The 20,615-nt window shown below is 59.6% G+C and carries 14 protein-coding genes, 1 tRNA gene, 1 other RNA gene and 1 pseudogene; 9 read left to right on the forward strand and 8 right to left on the reverse strand.

Annotated elements, in window-relative coordinates; all coding sequences use genetic code 11:
- Positions 1 to 119: 119 nt before the first annotated feature.
- From FYJ43_RS02090 to FYJ43_RS02115, 7 genes and pseudogenes are all read right to left on the reverse strand, one after another.
- The gene (locus tag FYJ43_RS02090; protein ID WP_154561517.1) at positions 120 to 566 is read right to left on the reverse strand and encodes a hypothetical protein; all 447 of its coding nucleotides are present in this window, start codon (positions 564 to 566) and stop codon (positions 120 to 122) included.
- Positions 548 to 820, reverse strand: a pseudogene (locus FYJ43_RS12545) (hypothetical protein); the annotation flags it as partial. The gene FYJ43_RS02090 and the pseudogene FYJ43_RS12545, both read right to left, overlap by 19 nt.
- Positions 821 to 1,405: 585 nt before the next feature.
- On the reverse strand, positions 1,406 to 2,023 hold the full coding sequence (locus FYJ43_RS11980) for a type IV secretion protein Rhs (RefSeq protein WP_195839852.1): 618 nt from the start codon (positions 2,021 to 2,023) through the stop codon (positions 1,406 to 1,408).
- A gap of 230 nt (positions 2,024 to 2,253) precedes the next feature.
- On the reverse strand, positions 2,254 to 2,700 hold the full coding sequence (locus FYJ43_RS11985) for a hypothetical protein (RefSeq protein ID WP_195839853.1): 447 nt from the start codon (positions 2,698 to 2,700) through the stop codon (positions 2,254 to 2,256).
- A complete protein-coding gene (locus FYJ43_RS02105; RefSeq protein WP_326833236.1) occupies positions 2,682 to 8,333 on the reverse strand; it encodes a DUF6531 domain-containing protein in 5,652 nt (1,883 codons plus the stop codon). The genes FYJ43_RS11985 and FYJ43_RS02105 overlap by 19 nt, the downstream gene beginning before the upstream one ends.
- Positions 8,334 to 8,480: 147 nt before the next feature.
- A tRNA-Ser gene (locus FYJ43_RS02110) sits at positions 8,481 to 8,565 on the reverse strand.
- A 77-nt stretch (positions 8,566 to 8,642) separates the two neighbouring features.
- Positions 8,643 to 9,008 (reverse strand): RNA-binding S4 domain-containing protein, encoded by a 366-nt coding sequence (locus tag FYJ43_RS02115; RefSeq protein WP_154562138.1) that lies wholly within the window; start codon positions 9,006 to 9,008, stop codon positions 8,643 to 8,645.
- 127 nt (positions 9,009 to 9,135) lie between these two features.
- Between FYJ43_RS02115 and ffs the strand changes: the two genes are divergently transcribed.
- The 8 genes from ffs to FYJ43_RS02155 all read left to right on the forward strand — a co-directional run bounded on the left by ffs (position 9,136) and on the right by FYJ43_RS02155 (position 17,849).
- Positions 9,136 to 9,232, forward strand: an RNA gene (ffs, locus tag FYJ43_RS02120) — signal recognition particle sRNA small type.
- Positions 9,233 to 9,270: 38 nt separating this feature from the next.
- Positions 9,271 to 9,645 (forward strand): hypothetical protein, encoded by a 375-nt coding sequence (locus FYJ43_RS02125; protein WP_154561519.1) that lies wholly within the window; start codon positions 9,271 to 9,273, stop codon positions 9,643 to 9,645.
- 94 nt (positions 9,646 to 9,739) lie between these two features.
- Positions 9,740 to 12,655, forward strand: a complete 2,916-nt coding sequence (locus FYJ43_RS02130) for a DNA polymerase III subunit gamma and tau (protein ID WP_154562140.1) — start codon at positions 9,740 to 9,742, stop codon at positions 12,653 to 12,655.
- A gap of 105 nt (positions 12,656 to 12,760) precedes the next feature.
- The gene (locus FYJ43_RS02135) at positions 12,761 to 13,084 is read left to right on the forward strand and encodes a YbaB/EbfC family nucleoid-associated protein (protein ID WP_154561521.1); all 324 of its coding nucleotides are present in this window, start codon (positions 12,761 to 12,763) and stop codon (positions 13,082 to 13,084) included.
- Between the two features lie 30 nt (positions 13,085 to 13,114).
- Positions 13,115 to 13,720: a recombination mediator RecR gene (recR, locus tag FYJ43_RS02140; protein ID WP_154561523.1), complete on the forward strand. Its 606-nt coding sequence runs from the start codon at positions 13,115 to 13,117 to the stop codon at positions 13,718 to 13,720.
- Between the two features lie 108 nt (positions 13,721 to 13,828).
- Entirely contained in the window at positions 13,829 to 14,404 is a 576-nt protein-coding gene (locus tag FYJ43_RS02145; RefSeq protein WP_154561525.1) for a PadR family transcriptional regulator, read from the forward strand.
- A gap of 5 nt (positions 14,405 to 14,409) precedes the next feature.
- Complete coding sequence (locus FYJ43_RS02150; RefSeq protein WP_154561527.1) at positions 14,410 to 15,192, forward strand: ABC transporter ATP-binding protein; 783 nt, start codon at positions 14,410 to 14,412, stop codon at positions 15,190 to 15,192.
- Between the two features lie 14 nt (positions 15,193 to 15,206).
- Positions 15,207 to 17,849, forward strand: coding sequence for an FtsX-like permease family protein (locus FYJ43_RS02155; protein ID WP_154562142.1), 2,643 nt, complete (start codon positions 15,207 to 15,209; stop codon positions 17,847 to 17,849).
- A gap of 3 nt (positions 17,850 to 17,852) precedes the next feature.
- Here the strand turns inward: FYJ43_RS02155 and FYJ43_RS02160 are convergent, their stop codons facing one another.
- Positions 17,853 to 19,319, reverse strand: coding sequence for a threonine/serine exporter family protein (locus FYJ43_RS02160; RefSeq protein ID WP_326833305.1), 1,467 nt, complete (start codon positions 19,317 to 19,319; stop codon positions 17,853 to 17,855).
- 494 nt (positions 19,320 to 19,813) lie between these two features.
- Between FYJ43_RS02160 and FYJ43_RS02165 the strand changes: the two genes are divergently transcribed.
- Entirely contained in the window at positions 19,814 to 20,614 is an 801-nt protein-coding gene (locus FYJ43_RS02165) for an HAD family hydrolase (protein WP_326833237.1), read from the forward strand.
- Position 20,615: the final 1 nt, after the last annotated feature.

Here is a 20,615-nt window from a genome sequence, read left to right on the forward strand (position 1 = left end):
GGGTTCGGGTAGTGTTGTGGGTGTGAACGTACGGGATGGTGCGGCGTTTGTTGTAGCTGTTGTGACTTCCGGCGGAGCAATATTAGGTCTGGGTAGGGGAGTAGTGGATTGTTGTGTGGTTAGCGTAGCCATGTTTTGGGGACGATGTGGTGCCACCACTTGGGTTCGAAGGGCTCATGGCTGAAGGCCCACGACCATCCGTTGAGGAAGCCCCGCTCTGTGGAATCAATTATGTCGACATCGTGATGCCCGACTATCTTGCCTATTTCACTGTTATCACGTATGGCAGAGAAATATGTCGGACCCTCGCTGTATATCTGTATGTAGTACCTATCTTGTACTGCATGCTTGGGCTTGTTTATTTCAAGGATAAACTGTTCTTCCATCTCTATTCTTAGTTGGACTCCGGGAGTGTATTCATATTTGACGGGTGTGAAAAGTAAGTCTCCTGGCTTCCCTATGGTTCTGGTGTCGAGGTATATTTCTGTCGCCTTGTTTAGTATCAGGGGTCCAATCTCGGATAGATCAATTTCGCGAGAGGGGGGATTCATTTTGGAGACTTCCATTGGTTGATTAATCCTTCATCTGTGACGAGTATTTGGTTTCCCCACTGTGGGGCCAGTGCTAGGTCGAGTTGGGCTTGGAAGGGTCCCGCTGGTCGTGTCCGGGATACGTAGCCGCCCACCTTTCGGGCTACGTGCTCTAGGTAGGTTTCGGCGTTGTGAGGCCCGGGTGATGTTATCCAGTGGTAGTTGCCCATCACGTAGCCTTGGGTTGTGTCGGCTTCTATGCCGTGGGTGGGTAGGGTTCGAGTTCGGAGACATGTGGTCTTGTTGTGCTCGGGTCCGTCCATCAGGGGTAGTGGGTCTAACGGGGTATCCTCCGCGTAGTTATGCGCCCTGCTATGATTTTCTGGTAGATCCTACTTTTCTCCGGCTTGCGAAGTTTCCTTTCGCTGTTTGATGTTTGGTTTGCTGTTAGCGTAGCCACGTTTTGGGGACGATGTGGTGCCACCATTTGGGTTCGATGGGCTCATGGCTGAAGGACCACGACCATCCGTTGAGGAAGCCCCGCTTTGAGAAATCAATCATGTCGACGCGATAATGTCCGACTATCTTACCAATTTTACTGTTATCATGTATGGAAGTGAAATATATCGGACCCTCGCTGTATATGCGTATGTAGTACCTATCTTGTACTGCATGCTTGGGCTTGTTTATTTCAAGGATAAACTGTTCTTCCATCTCTATTCTTAGTTGGACTCCGGGAGTGTATTCATATTTGACGGGTGTGAAAAGTAAGTCTCCTGGCTTCCCTATGGTTCTGGTGTCGAGGTATATTTCTGTCGCCTTGTTTAGTATCAGGGGTCCAATCTCGGATAGATCAATTTCGCGAGAGGGGGGATTCATTTTGGAGACTTCCATTGGTTGATTAATCCTTCATCTGTGACGAGTATTTGGTTTCCGCCTCCGGGGAGGTGGTCGAGGGTATCTGAATCTTCGATGGCTTTGACGGGTTGCTCGCCGACGAAACCCTCGTAGTATCTTGTGTACCTTGGTATTACAAATTCCGAGACATTGTTGCCCCATTGGGGGGCGAGTGCCAGATCGAGTTGAGTCTGGAGGGGGCCTGCTGGTCGTATTCGCGAAACAAATCTGCCGGCTTGATATTTTGGGTGGCTCCAGCAACGGTAGACAGTGATGGGCTTGATGGCTATTTTTTGTTTATATGTTGAAGAGCGAAATGTGTTGGCGTCGTGTAGTTCTAGTTCCCATTTTTTCCCGAGACTGTCGAGGTCGTCGTCGATCATGCGGCGTGGGTTTCCGGTGGCTATTTTTGTGGTGTGGTAGGGGTCGACGCGGTGGATGGGCACTGAGTCTGGGAGTGTGTCGTATGCTTTTCCTCCCATCTTGGCGGTGACGCCTTCGAAGGCGGCGCCGCTGAGTGTTTCTCCGCCTACTTGCTCTAGGTAGGTTTCGGCGTTGTGGGGCCCGGGTGATGTTATCCAGTGGTAGTTGCCCATCACGTAGCCTTGGGTTGTGCCGGCTTCTATCCCGCGGGTGAGGAGAGTCCGAGTTCCGAGACCTGCGATTTCGCTGAGTCCCGGCCTCCCGTAGGTGCCAACGCTCCCGACAAGGCAACCTCCGCATAGTCGACGTGGCCGTGTACGACTTGCTGGAAAACCATGTCACTTTCGGCGTTACCAATCTAGTGAGAGAGCAGCACTGTTTCATTGAGTGTGTGGACTATATGCTAATAAAGCCATTTATCAGGAATGAGGTGGTGCCACCAACTAGGCTCTATAGGCTCATGACTGAACGCCCACGACCAGCCATTAAAGAGGCTCCGCTTTGTATAATCCCCTATGTCCACGTAGTGGATTCCTGTTATTTCGCTTCTCTTCTGTCCTTCATGCATGGCGTAGTGGGATATAGGACCAGCGGCGTAGACCCGCACGAACCAAACGGCTTGTATCGCGTATTGCGGCTTTTTTATATCTAAAATAAATGGCTCCGACATCGTTATCGTAAGTCGAGTGTTTGGAATATAGTCATACTTGGTTGGAGAGAAAAACAGGTCTCCTGGCTTTCCTATGCATCCGGTGTCCAGATTTATCTGTGTCAAGCTGTTTATAATAATGGGTCCTACTTGGGATATATCGATTTCTCGAAAGGGACGTTCTACTTCTTGGATTTCCATTGGTCTAACACCTGCTTGTCGGTGATGAGTATTTGGTTTCCGCCTCCGGGTAATTGGCCTAAGGTGTCTGAGTCTTCGATGGCTTTGACGGGTTGCACTCCGGCTGCACCTTCGTAGAATGGCGCGAATTGTGGTATCTCATATTCGGAGATGTGGTTGGCCTTGTTGCCCCATTGAGGGGCCAGTGCTAGGTCGAGTTGGGTTTGGAGGGGTCCTGCTGGTCGTGTCCGGGACACGTAGCCGCCGACCTCGTAGTCTGGGTCACTCCAGCTACGGTAGGTTGTGATGGGTTTTATGGCGATTTTGCTTTTGAATGTGGATCCACGGAATGAGGTTGCCTGTCCGATGTCCAGTTTGCCGTTTCTTTGGTATTTTCGAATGAACGTCTCGGGCTGTTTACCAACGCGGAGTATCGTGTTATGGGGTCCGAAGTGTCCGGTGGGTATTGAGTCTGGGAGTGTGTCGTATGCTTTTCCTCCCATCTTGGCGGTGACGCCTCCGAAGGCGGCGCCGCTGAGTGTTTCTCCGCCTACTTGCTCTAGGTAGGTTTCGGCGTTGTGGGGCCCGGGTGATGTTATCCAGTGGTAGTTGCCCATCACGTAGCCTTGGGTTGTGCCGGCTTCTATCCCGCGGGTGAGGAGAGTCCGAGTTCCGAGACCTGCGATTTCGCTGAGTCCCGAGCCTCCCGTAGGTGCCAACGCTCCGGACAAGGCAACCTCCCCATAGTCGACGTGGCCGTGTACGACTTGCTGGAAAACCATGTCGCCTCCGGCACCGATCAGCATCGCCCCGGGCACCTCAGCCCCAAAACACATCAGGAGTCCTCCGGCGGTGGCCAGAGCAACACCCCCGAGGGTCTCCCACGAGAACACGTTGCGGATGTGGCGGTCCCACAGGTTTCGGGTGTCAATAGTGCTAGCGAATTGGCGCATCTGGGCGTCGGTGACGGGTCTGAGACCCAGCGGGTCTGCCAGGGCGAGCGGATTGGTGGCGTATCCGTAGCTGGCGGCCTCCCACAAGGATCCTGGTGGCGCCGCAAGCGGGTCAGTGGTCAGAAAACACGCCGTGGTGGAGTCATAAACGCGCGCTCCCATCCATGCCAAACCAGCTACACCAAGATGACCTCCCGTCATATTGATGTCCGCCGTCAGGTGTTCTTGGATCAACGTATACGGGTCGAGGGGATCGGTGGCTGGGTGACGCCACGGCTCATCCTGATCGCTGTCTGCGCTCACTGGTGTCAGAACACTGCCGTCGGGAAGTGGCAGTGCTGGTATGTCGCCAACCTGTACTAACCGAGGTTCACCGGTCGCAAGATCCCACGCAATCGGGGTTCGTCCGGCAGGACCGGACACGTCGGTCAGACATCCGAAAGTGTCGACATGTGTGGCAAATTCGTGTGACTGCCCCGCATGGAAGGTCATCACTCCCGCCAGCCAGCCCCGTGAATCCCACCTGAACTCCTCGCGCATCCCAGTCGAGGATGCAGCCTCGATTCGTCGGCCGCATGGGTCGTATCGGTAGTGCGTCTCTACTGTGCTGTTACCAGGCCCCAATTGCGTCACCGTGCTGACGAGTTCGCCGGCGAGGTCGTAGTTGTAGTGACAGGTTTGACTGGTGCCGGCGTCCTGACACGTCGTGGTGACGAGCCGTCCCGCCGTGTCATAAACCCATCGACGGCTCGATCCATCAAGGCCGTCGGCGGACGTGAGCGAGCCGGAATCGTCATACCCGTACCGGAAATCCCCGTATGGTGCGCTCACCCGGAGTACTCGGCCCATCTCGTCGCGACTGATGGTCGTGGACCCGCAGGAGGAGGTGTGGCTAGTGACGAAACCATCAGTATACCCCCACTGCTGTTGATCCAGAGGACTGCCTAGCTTCGCGAGACGACCGACCGCGTCCCATTCCAAGCTCACCTCACCCAATCGAGAGTGGCGAATCGACCCCAATACACCGGTGTTGGTGTATGCGTAATCGATAGAATCACCAGTCAACGTGAGATGACGTACCCGACGCCCCTCGGCGTCGTACCACCACTGTTCGGACGAGGTGAGTGGCCCCTCGTCCACAATCGATTCGTCTCCCGGCACGGGGACGACGCTGTGGGTCAAGAGCAGCCCACGAGGGTCGTACCCCAACAGGTGACGCCACGGGAAAGCAGGATCGGTGTAGTCATCAATAGTGACCGTGCGGGTGGTCGGCGTGATGAGGATACGACTGACCAGCTGGTCATCAATGTATTCCTCGACGCCCTTAGGGCCGAGACGACGGCTGACAACCGTGCCATCCGGGCGGGTGATGGCGGCCAGGGTTCCGGACTTGTCCCAGGTATATTCGGTAATCCGCCCCAGTGGGTCGGTGGCGGCGATTATCTGCCCACACTCGTCATACCGATACGTGGTGAGGCCACCACCCGGATCGGTGCGGGTGACGAGTCGGCCACACCGGTCGTAGCCGTACTGCGAGACGCCACCAGCCGAGTTAGTCGCTGCCACCAGTTGGCCAGCAAGGTCGTAACTGAAATGACGCTGTCCATACACTAGGTCGCAACTGAACACGAGTCTGCCGCATGGGTCATATCGGTACTGGCTCACTCCCGCGCCAGGAACATGACTGAGCACAACACGTCCCATGGCGTCATACTCGTAGCGCGCGGTCTCGCCAGTTGGATCAGTTACTGTCGCCACCTGGAAATCTGAGGTGTAGGAATAGCGCGTCACGCGGCCTGCGGGATCGGTAACATCAACCATCCTCCCACACGCGTCATAGCTGTAACTCGTGCGCAGCCCGGTGGGGCTGACGAGGGCCACAATGCGGCCCGCTAGATCGCGCTCCACATGGGTCACCGCGCCAGACTCGTCCTGAAACTCAACCGGTCGGCCACACAAATCACGCGTGACGATCTGCTGGGCGCCAGTGACATCGGTGACGGCAGTAGTAAGACCGTAGGGATCGGCATCGACGCGGTGGAGTTGGTGCCCGCGACTATCCGAGGCGGTGCTGGCAGTGAGACCATCAGTAAAGACCCTGGCGAAACCGGCTGGATCAGTGACGCCGGAAAGATTGCCATCAACGTCATAGGCATACGTCCACCTGGCCTCGTCCGGTGCCACCACCTGCGTCAACCGCGATAGCGCGTCATGGATGAAGCTCCAAGCGCTGCCGTCGGGGAGCTGCATGCCCGCCAGGTTCCCCAAGTGGTCGTAGGAGTGTTCAATGACGCGCCCGAGAGGATCAATGACCCTGGAGATCTGACCGTCTGGGTGATACTCCCACTTTGTGACCCCACTATCGGGGGCAACCAACTCGATCAGATGACCGGCCACATCATAACGATGCTCCCATGTCGCGCCATCCGGTGTGACCACGGCAGCCAGGCGGCCAGCATCGTCGTAGCTGAACCGCGTCGTGGCGCCACCCGGCGAGATCGTCTCGACGATCCGTCCCGCCTCGTCACGGATGAGGCGGGAAGCCTCCCCATGGGCGTCCTCGACGCGCACCAATTCTGCATGATGGTCATAGGAAAACCTCAGGCTCACCCCGACAGGATTCGTGGCGCGCAGAAGCAATCCATCCTTCCACTCCGCAACGGTGACGCCACCGCACGGATCTGTGACGCGCACTGGATCACGCTCGGTGCCGTCATACTCGAAGGTGGTCTGGGCGCCATTGGCCAGGGTTGTGCTCACAAGCCGGTCCAGACCATCCCACGAACAGTCGATCGTGGCGCCAGTGGGAAGGTCCGTGTGCGTCAGTCTCCCTCGCTGGTCATAGCGGTGTGAGGTGACGTTTCCAGCCCGATCGACACAACGCACCATATTGCCGAAGGAATCGTAGGCCATCGAAACCTGGCCGCCATGGGCGTCGACCGCACCTGTGGTGCGACCGTGAGCATCACATATCCAGGTATTGGCATTGGTGCCATCCGCATCGCTGGCGGCGGTGACGCCCCCAGGCAGATACCTGAAATGGATAGTACGACCGTTAGCGGCTTGCTGGGACGTGATCCGGCCCCGGTCGTCGTAGCTGTTGATGCACTCCGCGTTGCCACATGCATCCACCACGGTCGTGATGAGTGTGTCATCCCACTCGTAACGCCGTGAACCGTCGGGCCTGTCCACCTGTACGAGTCGCTCTTGGTCGTCGTAGGAGTACCGGCAGCGACGGCCATCACTGGAAACAGCCGACATCACTTTGGTGCCGTCATACGACACCGAGATCCTGTAGCCCCACGACGTTTCCATCGCGGTCACGCGATCGCCTTCCCGCACGGTATGCACGACGTCTCTTTGCGAAGATCCGCTGCACACCCATGCGCCACCTTCAGTGAAAACCCATCGACCTCCCCGGTTGTCCGAGATCACCCACACCCATTTTGATGTGGCCGGATCGCGAAGGAACTCCGGAAGTTGAGAAGCAGAGACCCGACTGAGCCACAGATTCTCACCCTGAGCTCGCCACTGTTCGACAGGCTTTTCGTCTTCCTCTGCCGGATTGGGTAGCTGATTGGTCGTCGGTAGGACTGCTGTCGGTGCAGCCTCCACCGCGAAGGCGATATGCCTGCCATCCTCACGCACCCACTCGACGCACCCCGGCTTGACGAGCAGGCACTGGTCAAGGATGCTGGCCCACCCAGGGCCGAAAACCCCACCCTGTCCCCGAACAGCCTGAATAGAGTTGTACATCCTGCTGAGGGCGAGGGGGGATGACGCTGCCGCGAAGGCCAGATCGGTCTCGGGCTCGATGAAATTCCCGGTTGCCGAGTTGATGGGATCCTCAAGGTATCCAGTGCGCGGATCAATACCCGACAGCCTCGGGGATGTGATGTCGAGGTCGGTACGCCACAAAGGGGTTCCAGCAGCTCTCAAGGCAGCTCGCAGGGCAGAGTTAGGCAAGGTGATAACACCAGAGCCAGCAGCTTGAAAGGCCTTGGCTACCGCGTGCAACCACTCGACGTCTCCGTCATTGAGGTCCCGCCACCGATCCAGCTGCACGAACAGATCCCCGACCTCCACGGTGCCGTACTTGCACTGGGAGGTGAAGTCGTCGAACCAGCCCGCCAGGACTGATCCCGAGGGTACCTGTGCTGCGGCTTCCCCCAACACCTGCGCGGCACTGGTGAGATCCTTGGGGTCCGCCGCAGATATTCCACCCGATGAGCCTCGGATCGACCGATCTTGCTGACGCTGGCGTGTCAAAGGCAGGCGGAGCAGCTGGGGCGGCGGAGGCTCGGCGGGCGTGAGATTGGGCGGGACATCCACACCTGTGAAGAAATCCCGCACATGATCGCCAAAATCGTCATGCTGCGCCGCGAAGTCGCGAACCTTTTGTCGTCGCTCGTTCTCGAGTCGAGCCTGCTCGGTAAGATAGTCCACTATGTCAGCGGCGGCAGTCAATGCCTCCGACAACGCTTCGGCATCCGCCGAGCACACCTGCATGTTCTGCGCGAAGACAGTCGCGAAGAAACCTCGGGACTCTCTTGCAGCAATGGATTCGACACGAGGTGTACGCGCGTAGAAGATATTTATCCGCTGTGAAGTCCACCGTAGCTGGGACGAGAACCCCTCGGCGGTTGAGAAGTTGAATTCCACCGGATTTTGATAGTCGCCGAAAATACTGAAATCGACCACGTCATGATCCTTGCTGATCCGGAAAAGTCCTTTAGCTGATGGCGAAAGATTACCACCAGCCAAGACGAGCAGGCAGTGCGCACGCCCATCGCACCAGCCCGAAACAACACGAGCCCGCCCCTGGCGAACCGAGGGGCGGGCTAACTGCGGAGGATACGAGATTCGAACTCGTGAGGGCGTGAACCCAACCCGCTTTCCAAGCGAGCGCCATAGGCCTCTAGGCGAATCCTCCGCCGAGTAAGATACATGGGTTCGGCGCGCGGCGCCAATTTGCCTGCGAGTTGTGCTCCGGGGCCCGACGATGGACTCTTAGTAATGGGAGTCCCGACCTCGGAGCCGATCGATCTCGCGACGGTCCTTTTTGGTCGGTCGTCCAGCCCCACGGTCGCGGCGGGCGATGGGAGCAGAGAGGTATGCGGGCCGGGGGGCTGACAGATCCTCGTAGGCCTCAACTGCGAGCTTCGCACCGACGCGTTTGGCGATCGGGTTGATGACCTTGAGAATCCGGTCCCATCCGGGGGTATGGATGGTGACAGTATCTCCCGGTTTCACCTCATGGGAGGGTTTGATCGGGTCCCCATTGAGGCGAATATGGCCGCCTTTGACGGCGTCGGTGGCCAATAATCGGGACTTGTAAGCGCGCACCGACCATAGCCACACGTCGATCCTCGTCATCATGCCTCCCTTGCTGTGGAAAACGTGTCAGCAATGCTATGGCGAGCCACGCGTTGTTGCAGCCGATGATGATGCGCGCAGCATTACCACGGGTTGTTCCCTGGATAGGGCGTCGGTTAGAGTGGAACTCGGTTCCCCGTGCGGCGGCACCTGACTGAACTCCCCCAGGACCGAGAGGTAGCAAGGGTAGGTTGGCTCTACCGGGTGCGCGGGGAGCCCTTTTTCATGTCCGCAGTAACCATGCCTGACAAGGTTTCCATCGATGCCCGGGAGGAGGGCTATGGGCGATCAGCGACGCATCATTACCACCGATCGTGCCGGTGCCATCTGGGCGGGTATCACCTGGTGTTCACTGCTGCTCTTTATCATCGCGGGGATCGTCGGGATGATGGCCCAAACGATGTTGCCGGCTAATCTCGGTTACCCCCAGCTTCACGACAGTAGTGTGCCGGCCTGGCTGACGTGGACGGTCGTCGGCCTCGACGTCGTGGCCTTTTTCATCCCTCCGCTCGTGGCCACGTCGTGTGGCCGTAAAGCTAAGCGACTCGGTCACCCGGTGCGTTCTGCGGTTCAGATCGCGTGGGCCACCTTCGCCGTTGTGACGGTGATTAGCTTTTTGCTGGTTTTCTTTGGCTGAGGGTGTTCCGTCCGGAGCTGGTCGGACCGATGGGAATGTGTCGCAACTGTAAACTAGGGTTTACACCGTGGATGAGAAGGTGCCTGAACCGGGCATGGAGGACGAGGCCGTCGAGCCTGAGGTCTTCGAGCAAGGCGGTCCGGATCTTTTCGGTGACGAGGAGTCGCCACGCCCCGTCGTACTTCCTGACGAAGCCACCCCTGATGACGACCTTCCCTCGGATTCTCGCGACCCAGGGCTGCTGGACGGCCCCGAGACCCCTGATGAGCCCGATGGTCTCGAGACGGACGAGGACGTGGACGATAGTGCTGACGTCACTGAGCGGGTTCAGGAATTGATCGGGGAAGCCCCTGACAGCAACACGGATGGCGATTTCCTAGAGCCTCCACTGGCCCTGTATCGGCGTTACCGTCCCGAGACTTTTGATGAGGTTATCGGCGAGGACCACGTCATCGAGCCTCTCAAGCGCGCGATCCTCAATAACCGCGTTAACCATGCCTACTTATTCTCGGGTCCGCGTGGCTGCGGGAAGACGACGACTGCGCGCATCCTTGCCCGGGCATTGAACTGTGAGCAGGGCCCGACGCCGACCCCCTGCGGAACGTGTCAGTCGTGCCGCGATCTGGCCTGTGGTGGCCCCGGATCAATTGACGTCATCGAAATTGACGCCGCCTCCCACGGCGGAGTCGATGACGCACGTGATCTACGCGAACGCGCCTTTTTCGCCCCAGTACATTCGCGCTACAAGATCTACATCATTGACGAGGCCCACATGGTCACCCCGCAGGGCTTTAACGCCTTGCTGAAACTCGTCGAGGAGCCCCCGCCGCACGTCAAATTTATTTTTGCGACGACGGAACCAGAAAAAGTCATCGGGACGATTCGCTCCCGGACTCACCACTATCCGTTCCGGCTGGTGCCACCGAAGGTGCTCGTCGACTATCTAGCTGAGCTATGCGGTAAGGAAGGAATTGACGTCGACCACGCCGTCTTGCCGCTAGTAGTGCGCGCCGGCGGTGGGTCGGTGCGAGACAGCCTTTCGGTGCTCGACCAGCTTCTTGGTGGTGCCGCCGACGGCCACGTCAGTTACGAGCAGGCCGCAGCCCTACTCGGCTACACCCCTGAAGCCCTTCTGGACGAGATCGTTGATGCCTTCGCCGCTGGCGACGCCCACCAGGTTTTTGCCACGATCGACAAGGTGATCGAGGTGGGGCAGGATCCTCGCCGTTTCGCTGAGGACCTGCTACGTCGCATGCGCGACCTCGTCATCATCTCGGCGGTTCCCGACGCCTGCCGAACTGGACTTATCGACGTGTCACCCGAGCAGGGCATCCGGCTTACCCATCAGGTGGCCGGTTTCGGTGCCGGCGAGCTCACGCGTGCGGCTGAGGTATTGGCCACCGGGCTGACAAATATGCGTGGCACTACTGCTCCCCGGCTCCACCTGGAGCTGATGTGCTCGCGGATTCTGCTACCCGCAGCTGACACGGACGGTCGGGGCATCCATGCACGTTTAGAGCGGCTGGAGAGGAGAATTGGCGTCTCCGGGCCTGTCGATGACGCTGAACTCGCTGAGCGCGCGACCCCCGCCCAGCCAGTCTCGCGTCGTGTCGATGCACCCCAGCAGGCTGGTTCCCCTCAACACCGGCCAGCGGAGCGCCCCTCAAACCCAGAGGGTCGGTCCGCACAAACGCACCATGACGCCACGTCGGGGCAGCGTCCCTCAGGGCGTCCGCGTCCCAGCCGAAAAGGTTACCGGCCCGGCAATCAGCTGACTGAGTCGTCAAGCGGAGAACCCGGCAATATGCCGCAGGGGCCAGGGTGGTCCACTGAGCCGTCATCTAGCCAGCATCAGCCATCCCAGCAGGATTATCGCGGCGTTTCTCAACCGCAGCAATCGTCGGATCACCACGGCGGCGACGGCGCCATCGGCGCCATCGACGTCACGACGTTGCGTCGCGAGTGGCCGCAGGTCCTTGAGGCCGTCAAGGATGGTGGTCGCGTCGCATGGATGGTCCTCAGCAAGTACGCCCAGGTGCTTGAGGCTCATGGCAATCAAGCCACCCTGGGATTCTCTCATGCCGGGGCCCGAGAAAATTTCGTTGCCAGTAATTACCCAAAGATCCTGCACGACGCCGTTGTGAAGGTGCTGGGTGTGGACCTTACCTTCACGGCAGTCGTCGGAGAACCCCCGGCTGCCGTCCGCCCAGAGCCACATAGCCCAGAGCCACATCGTGCTCAGCCCCAACCCGCTGAGACCCAACCCCGTGAGCCCGACCGGCCCGAACCCCAGCCGGTTGTGCAAGAGCCACCGGACGACGACCCCTGGACGCAGGAACCATACAGTCAAGGTCCGGTTCGAGGCGATGGTCCACCGGACCCTACCGATCCCGGTCGCAATCCCCAGGACCGACCGGGTAACCGTCGTTGTGACGACACGTCAGGGCACGAACCTGACCCGTCAGCCAGTTCGCATCCCAGCGAGGATGACAGTTCGGTTCCTGATGCCACGACGGAAGACCAGTACGGAGATATCCGTGATGAGGTCGTCGAGGCGGGGCCAGTAGCTGGCGCACCAGATCCTGATAGCGGTGAGGCCGCCGACCCTGAGCCAGACCTGGTCCCAGGCGGGGACCACGTCGAGGCTGCCGAGCACGCCGAAGCCGGTGCGACTCGTCAAAGCGGTGGGTCCTCGCAGCGCACCGTCTCGGTGGCTGAAGGCAGTACCGCCTATGCAGGTGGCAATACTGGTCAGAGCGGCGATACTGGTCAGAGCGGGACGACTGGTCATGAAGGAGGCCATGCTCACCGTTGGAGTGAGCGCGCTAAAGGCAGCGTGCGCCCCCTTGAGATGGCTGCGCGACCCGTCCGGGCCGAAGAGCCGCCGAATGACGATGGGGATTGGGACGACACTGTTGTGGAGGAGTCCGCCGAAACCCCCATTGATCTCATCATGCGTGAACTAGGTGGTGTTGTCATCGACACTGGTGACGACCCAACCGTCAGATGACCCCAGGAACGTCGTACCCCACGATCCCGTCGCTGCTGGCGGCTACTGTGGGTCACGACACCGCCCCACTGGCGAGGAGCAGGGGCCATACTTACAGGAGACACTATGACCACTGGAGGATTCGACCTCGGCGGACTCGACATGGGCGCCTTGCTTGCTCAGGCCCAGTCCGTCCAGAGCCAGCTCGAGGCGGCGCAGAATCAGCTCGCGGAGAGCAGTTTTGAGGGTACTGCTGGGGGCGGTCTGGTACGCGCCACCGTCACTGGAACGGGCGAACTTGACGCACTGACAATTGCGCCGGAGGCTCTTGAAGACGCCGACGCCGAGACGCTTGCCGACCTCGTGGTGGCTGCCGTCAAGGACGCTACCGAGCAGGCCCACAGTATGCAGCAGTCCCTCATGCCTCAGATGCCCGGCCTTGGGCTGTGAGCTACCCCAGCACGCTAGACAGGAGAATTGATGTACGACGGTCCGCTGCAAGAACTTATTGACGCCCTTTCCCGCTTGCCGGGGATCGGGCCGAAAGGCGCACAGCGGATCGCTTTCCATATCCTTGACGCTCCCGCAGAGGAAGTCAATGAGCTGGCCGATGCTCTGCGTGAGGTTAAAGAGAAGGCCAAGTTCTGCAAAGTGTGTTTCAATGTGTCTTCTGATGAGGTGTGTCAGTATTGTCGCGATCCGCGCCGTGACCAGTCGATGATATGCGTTGTTGAGGAATCCAAAGATGTTATTGCGGTAGAGCGCACCCGGCAGTTCCGCGGTTTATACCACGTTCTTGGTGGAGCTATCTCACCGCTGGATGGGAAGGGCCCAGCGGACCTTCACATTCGGGAACTGTGCCAACGCTTGGCTGATGAAACGGTCACCGAGGTCATCTTGGCTACCAACCCGAACCTTGAAGGAGAGGCAACGGCAACATATCTCTCCCGTCTCATCGGTCCCATGGGCGTGACGGTATCCCGGCTGGCATCTGGCCTGCCTGTCGGCGGTGACCTAGAGTACGCCGATGAGGTCACTCTGGGGCGGGCCTTTGAGGGGCGCCTTCATGTGGGGGTCGGCGCGTGATGAGCGTCATGTCTCACTAAGTGGTCAAAAAGGTGGGTAATTTCTTGACTTAAGGATATCGCGTATGCGATAATTAAATGAGATCGAAGCACGGCATCCGGAGGTCACATGTCGATCAAGTTCGCCATCCTCGCGCTATTGGCTGAGAAGCCCCGTCATGGGTATGAGATCAAGAATGAGTTTGATCGACGTACAAATCACACGTGGCCTTTGAACATTGGACAGGTTTACACCACATTGGACCGTCTTGAACGCGATGGGTTGTGCTACCGCGGCGATGAAACTCCTGATGGCAGGGTTATTGCCACCATCAGTTCAAAGGGCCGCGAGGAGGTGCGTCAATGGTTCGCGACTCCGGTCGCCCCAGCTAACCCGCCCCGCAATGAGCTGGCCATCAAGATCGCCTTGGCAGCTACGTCGAGTGATGTTGACGTCGCTGCCCTCATTCAGGAGCAGCGTCACGCCACCATGCATCAGTTACAAGAGTTCCGACAGGCCCGCCGTGGCGTCGCTGACGATGACCTCGCTGGCCAACTACTCGTTGACGGAATGATCTTCGCGGCTGAGGCGGAAATTCGTTGGCTTGACCACTGCGAGTCTAAAGCGATACAAGCGTCTCACTCCCGCTCTTATCAGCCCGTTGAGGCAGTCGCTGAAGACTCTAAGACCGTTCAGAAGGCCTGAACCGGATGACGTCGACCCCGTCGCGCGCCGCTGACCACGTCACTTCTGCGGCGCAGCGCACCGTGCTGTCCTTAGACCACGTGAGTCGTTCTTTTGGTGCGGGTGAGCAGCGGGTCGACGCTATCGTTGACGTCAGCCTGGGTGTTAGCCCAGGCACTTTTGCGGCTGTCATGGGGCCGTCGGGGTCTGGAAAGTCTACTCTCCTTGGTTTAGCTGGCGGATTGGACCAGCCCACCTCTGGCACGGTGTCAGTGTGTGGTGAGCCCCTTAGTGGTATGTCGCGTGACGACCTCGCACGGGTGCGGCGTCGCCAACTTGGCTTCGTTTTTCAGGACTACAACCTCGTTCCTACCCTTACCGCCGTCGAAAACGTATCGCTGCCGCTGGAACTTGACGGAGTCTCGGCGACCAGAGCCCGCAAAGCTGCTGAAATCGCCCTCGAACGTGTTGGGGTTCCTGAGCTCGTTGATCGCCACATCGAGAAGATGTCGGGTGGGCAGCGTCAACGGGTAGCTATCGCGCGCGGCATCGTCGGTGACCGTCGTGTTTTGCTAGCCGATGAGCCCACTGGCGCGCTTGACTCGGCCACCGGCGACGAGATTATGAGCCTCATTCGGGCTCTCGCTGACGAGGGGGTCGCCGTCGTTTTGGTGACTCACGAGGCCCGCCACGCGGCATGGGCCGACCGGGTAATTTTCCTGCGAGACGGCAGACTCGTCGACGAGTCCCAGGTTGTCAGCGATCCTATGGAGCTGCTCAACGACAATCCGAAACGTGGCCAGTGGTGACGCCAACCCAGACAATGCCCGAAAACTCCTCGACTAGCACGGTTCGCCTTTCCGGAGACGCCATCGCCCGAGGGCGACCCCACCGTCGCCTCATCAATCGGCTGGCAGTGCGCGACGTCGGCAGGCACAAGATGCGCTCGCTGCTCATCGTGATGCTCATAGCCCTGCCGGTGGCCATCATGTCCGGGCTAGGGGTGCTGCTGCGTTCGGACGGTAGCATTTCTGCCGACCAAAGCGTCTCCAACTATGGTGACGCCGACATGGTCATTAGCCCGATGTCGAACTGGGACGGCCACTGTTTTCAGCAAGCGCCGTCTGACGCGTACTGCGCCGGCAGCGCTGAGCCAGATGCACGCCAACGAACCCAGCAGCAGGAAGCACTGGCCAATCTAGAGTTGCCGGGCCGTGAGATGCACCCGTTGAGAACCATTGAGGCAAGTGTCTCTTGGCGGCTCACCACGTTGCCAGCAACGGTCAAGGCGATGGACCTCACCACTATGCGTCCCTATCGCATGGAGCTGCCACGTGGGCCGATGCCTACTGGCAACAACATTTGGGTGACGACCGGCGCTGCGAAAGATTTCAGCTGGTCGGTGGGATCGCGGGTTACCGTCAACGGGCACCAATACGCCGTTACCGGGCTCGTCCGGGAAGGATGGTCGGGGCGTGGCCCCGTCATCTGGGTGGCCCCCAACAGCCCGTTAGCCCATGGCGGGGAGCTCAGCTACTACGTTAAAGGCGCATCTCTTACCAAGCAACAGGTCAAGAAACTCAACGCGTCGGGGGTCGGTGTGGCCGACCGTCGGGCCGACGAGAGCATTAACCAAGACGACTCCACCGAACGAATGGTATTCGCTCTATCGCTTGCTGCCGGGGTGCTCTCGGCTATCGTCGTCGCGACTATTGCAGCCGCAGCATTCGCTATTGGTGCTCGTCAGCAGCGACGGATGCTTGCCCTGCTTGGCATTACCGGTGCCGCTCGACGCGACCTCATGGGTGTGATGATTCATCAGGGATTGCTGTTGGGTCTGTCGGGAGCATTACTCGGGGTAGGCCTCGGGGTGGGCCTGGGTAATGGTGCGGTGGCGATCATTCGCACGATGAACCCCGACTACATCACCTACGGGGTTGACTGGGGATATGTCACCGTAGGATTCGTCGTCGGTTTGCTCGCCGCGCTGGCCGCCTGTTGGTTCCCGGCCCGTGACGTCGCCCGCCAAGACGTCCTCATGGGCGTCAAACATGCCGAATCCGCAGCACCGCCCGCGCGCCGACCAATCCTGGCGATCGTCATCGCCGTGATGAGTGTGCTCGCCGGAGTCGGGGGTGTCATATACAGCCATCGTGGCACGAACGGCGACGCGATGGTGCGCCTGAATATCGGCATCATCATCACGATCGTCGTGCTGTACGTGGCGGTTGTGTTCGCGTTGCCTTGGCTAGTGGACAAAATCTCCGGACGCAAATCATCGTCACTGTCGATCCGCTTCGCGTTGCGCGATCTCAACCGGAACCGGGGACGTGCCGTACCAGGGGTTGCCGCCTCCATGGCTATCGTCGTGCTGGCGTGCGCTGCCGTCACGTTATGCCAGAGCGTCGCCATCCAGGACAGAGCTCAATACCGCCCGGAACTTGGACAGCAAATTGGTGTTCTCACCGGCGAGCAAAATGACGGGCTCAGGGCCTCGGACAATCGCGTCAGCGAGGAGATACAGCGGGTCACCGCGGTCTTTGGGCCGCAGGTGAAATACCTGAGACCGGAAGTGCCGGTGACGTGCAGCCAGGACGGGAAATACTGCTACAGCAACCTAGAAGTTGCTGCCAAGGTACCTGACGCTGCCAACGAATCCACAGTGACGTCGTCTACGGTCATTATTGACGACGGCACCCTTTATGAGTTGCTGACTGGGGAGAAAGCAGACGGTCGGGTCATGAAGGCTCTCGACGAGGGAGTCATCCTGTTCTCGCCTGATGCCCCGCAAGTTTCGCAGGCTGTCATCTCCAACAACGAGGAGCCTCCCGGCACTGATACCACTGTCCTTCCAGCCATCCAGGCCCCTCGTCACGCCATGGGATATGGTATGCCCAACCTCATCAGCCGCAAGATGGCGGCGAAGGTGCTAGGGGTAAGCCCCGACAAGATGAAAACCCAATCCTCGACGGTGTGGTTGCGACTGCCGCACACTCCGACCGCACAGGAGGGCGAGCAGCTACAGCGTTCCCTTATGGACGTCACCGGGTCGCCCTCGGAATTCATGTGGGAAGTAGGTTACTCGGACGTCGCTGGGGCGGTGGTGCGCTGGGCGGCTGTGGTCGGTGCGGTGCTCGCGTTATGCGTCGGTGCTGTGGTATTGGCCTTGACATTGTCCGATTCGAGAAGTTCGCGCACCGGTATCGCAACAGTAGGCGCTTCGAAGGCGACCCTGAGGCGGATAGTGGCCGCGCAGACCCTTGTGACGACAGGGCTTGGTCAGGCCCTTGGCTTCCTTGTGGGATTCGTACCTGCCGTCGTCATGACGTGTCTCGGCTCTCATCGGCCAGCGCCAATGCCACTGCCGTGGTTGGCGCTTATCGTGCTGGTGCCCCCGGTACTGCTGTCCTTAGTGATGATGGTTGCCGTGCCAGTACCGCGACCAAAGATGCAGCGACTCGACTAACGCTTACCGTGCCCATGTTCCCGTCATAGAAGGGTCAGTCCCAGTGTTGTTGAGAGCCGGGTGGTGCGGGTCTGCGGGAGACTGAGACCGCCGCCGACGCCGCTCGCGGGGGACGGCCTGACCTGCACCCCAGGAAGCCAGGGTCGCCAATCGAGATCTCAGATCCTTCGGGAGGGTAAATGGACGTGCCAGCAGCGCACCGAAGCTGCCACCAACGGCTAGTGCGACGCCGACGAGTAGGGCCTCCAAGAAGAGAGCCCAGCCGTTATTCGAGGCACCGCCAGTGCCGTTTTGGGCATTGACGATCATGTACAGGGCCCGATACATCATGACGCCAGGCATGAGAGGGACGATGGCGATCGTCACCAAGCCAAGTTGGGGCACCTTCCAGCGTTTCGCTCCCAGCCCAGCGATGAGGCCTGCCACCGTCGCCCCGAGACCTGACGCTGCCGATACGGATGTCGTCAGTTGCATTCCCAGTAGGTATCCCGCCCAGGCGGCTGCGCCCAGGACTGCGCAGATAGCTAGGGTGCGGTACCCAGCATGGGAAGATATGCCGAAGGTTACGGCGATGACTGCGGCAGCGATCATCTGGAGGATCGGATCAGTAGAGAATCCTAACGAGGGTGATATGTACCCGGGTACTCCGAGCCTCAATCCGATCCACATCGTCGTGATAACGCCGAGGATGATGCCGCCGGTTTGGACAAACCCTTCCAGGAATCGTCCAGAACTCGTGACGACGTAGCCGTCGAGAGCGTCCTGAGAGGCTGCAACGAATGAGCCGCCAGCTAGCAGAGAGACGATTCCGGACGCGACGATGAGGGACGGGGACAGCGGCAAGGGGTGATCGGAAGCCGCCATGTACACCATGACGATCAGAGCAAAAGCGGTTGCGATGGCACCGCCAGCTGCTTGGGCGAAGAAGTTCGTGATCCGTTTGCGCGCCATCGCCTGAACAGCGGCGTCGACCATACACGTCGAAATGAAGCTCAACACACCGTCCAGCGCGGTCCCGCCGAATAGGGTGGATAGTCCCGCCCCCATAAAACCAATGTTCATCGTGACAAACCACTGACGGTACAACCTGGGGCTGCGCGTGATGGCCGCCAATCGGTCAGCCGCCCCCTCAAGCCCAACGGTCTTGTCGCAGATATCGTCGACGAGCAACTGCAGCTCACCGAGGCGCTGATAATCGCTGGTACGGGAACGAACCACCCGCAATGCCGTGATGGGATCTTCGTCCAGGCCTCGATGCTGGGTGACGATGACTGAGGTATTCGTGATGTCGATGTGGACGGTCACCCCGTACGTTGCTGTGATGCGCAGGGCCATTGCGACGGCTTCAGATGCGGATCCTCCCACCGAGATCGCCATGACCGCGATTCGGGTGACGAGGTCGACGACGCGTCGAGCCTGCATGGTTGCCATCTCGGAATTGCCCAGGTTAAGGGCCAGAGTCGGTTCCACCGGAGTCTCAGCCCGGAAGAGTTTCTCCAGCGGAACGCGTCGGGTTCGACGCGCCTTGGGTGGCCTGGAATTGCGGACTTTAGCCTTGCCGTTTTGAGCAGGGAGTGTCTGAGCAGAGATTGTCCCTGAACGAGTCAGCGGCCACGACGTCGAGGCGTTGTGTAGCGAGGCCATACGCGTCGGGCTGTCTTCTTCGACCGGGGGTTCAGGAGGGGTAGCGCTCGACCGTGGAGGGGTAGCGGGTTGGGCGGAAGCCTGGCCGGGACGAAAAATACGGGCGTCAATGCCGTCAGCAGTTCGTGGAACGGGGTCGTCGCTGCGCCAGGGCCGAGGATATGCGGGGGGCACGGACCCGCCATGAGCACCCGACCGCTTGTCCGCCATCTGACACCCTCCTTGCGCTGCACAGGAACGCCCTGCAGGACCATTGTGGTCGTCGCCGCCGACGGTACCCAAACGGCTACGGATTGTGGACTTCTCGATAGGGTGGCGGGGTGCTCATTGCGACCGATCTCGACGGAACCTTCCTCACACCCAATGCCACGGTGTCCTCGCGCAACCGGGCTGCTGTAGAGGCCGCCGAGGCCGCCGGTATTCGCGTTATCCCGGTGACAGGGCGGGCTGTTGGCGGGCTGCGCGTCATCGGCCCGGTTTTCCACCAATACGCCCTCGTATCTAACGGTGCTGTCGGGGCGGATATGTCCACCGGCGACACCCTCTTCACCGAGACGATGTCGACCCACACCGTGACGTCCTATGTCGACCAACTCACTGCCGAGTGCCCAGGGGTGGCGTTCTGTGCGGAGGTTGGGGATTCTTCAGTGTTCCTCGTCGAAGAAGGGTACGACGAGATTGTCCCCGCTTTCGAGTCCGAGAACGATCCCGCTGAACACGTCGTCGTCAGTCGTGACGAATTGTGTTCCACCGAGGCCGTCAAGCTCATGATCGTGCACCCGACGGTGTCTGCCTCAGACATTTATCAGCTATCAAGGCGTCTGCGGGTGCCCGGAGTTCACGCTACCTGGGCGGGGTTCACGGTGGCGGAAGCCGGACCGGCGGGTGTGACGAAGGCCAGTGGCTTAGAACGCATCTGCCAGCTCCTTGGGGAGGATCGTGCCAACGTTGTCGCCTTCGGTGATGGGGCCAATGACGTTGAGATGTTGCAGTGGGCTGGTGTGTCGTATGCGATGGGCGGCGCTAAGCCCGAGGCGATTGCTGCGGCGGATCGGCGTGCCCCCCGTTGTGAGGAGGATGGTTTTGCTGTTGTCGTCGAGGAGTTGCTGGCATCTCGATAAC

Source organism: Cutibacterium porci (assembly GCF_009696315.1).
In the GTDB taxonomy this organism is placed as follows: Bacteria; Actinomycetota; Actinomycetes; order Propionibacteriales; family Propionibacteriaceae; genus Cutibacterium; species Cutibacterium porci.

Coding starts and splice junctions, on each gene's coding strand:
- FYJ43_RS02090 (WP_154561517.1), bottom strand. CDS start 566: ATGGAAGTCTCCAAAATGAATCCCCCCTCTCGCGAAATTGATCTATCC.
- FYJ43_RS11980 (WP_195839852.1), bottom strand. CDS start 2,023: ATGGGCAACTACCACTGGATAACATCACCCGGGCCCCACAACGCCGAA.
- FYJ43_RS02130 (WP_154562140.1), top strand. CDS start 9,740: ATGGAGGACGAGGCCGTCGAGCCTGAGGTCTTCGAGCAAGGCGGTCCG.
- FYJ43_RS11985 (WP_195839853.1), bottom strand. CDS start 2,700: ATGGAAATCCAAGAAGTAGAACGTCCCTTTCGAGAAATCGATATATCC.
- FYJ43_RS02150 (WP_154561527.1), top strand. CDS start 14,410: ATGACGTCGACCCCGTCGCGCGCCGCTGACCACGTCACTTCTGCGGCG.
- FYJ43_RS02155 (WP_154562142.1), top strand. CDS start 15,207: ATGCCCGAAAACTCCTCGACTAGCACGGTTCGCCTTTCCGGAGACGCC.
- recR (WP_154561523.1), top strand. CDS start 13,115: ATGTACGACGGTCCGCTGCAAGAACTTATTGACGCCCTTTCCCGCTTG.
- FYJ43_RS02125 (WP_154561519.1), top strand. CDS start 9,271: ATGCCCGGGAGGAGGGCTATGGGCGATCAGCGACGCATCATTACCACC.
- FYJ43_RS02145 (WP_154561525.1), top strand. CDS start 13,829: ATGTCGATCAAGTTCGCCATCCTCGCGCTATTGGCTGAGAAGCCCCGT.
- FYJ43_RS02135 (WP_154561521.1), top strand. CDS start 12,761: ATGACCACTGGAGGATTCGACCTCGGCGGACTCGACATGGGCGCCTTG.
- FYJ43_RS02115 (WP_154562138.1), bottom strand. CDS start 9,008: ATGACGAGGATCGACGTGTGGCTATGGTCGGTGCGCGCTTACAAGTCC.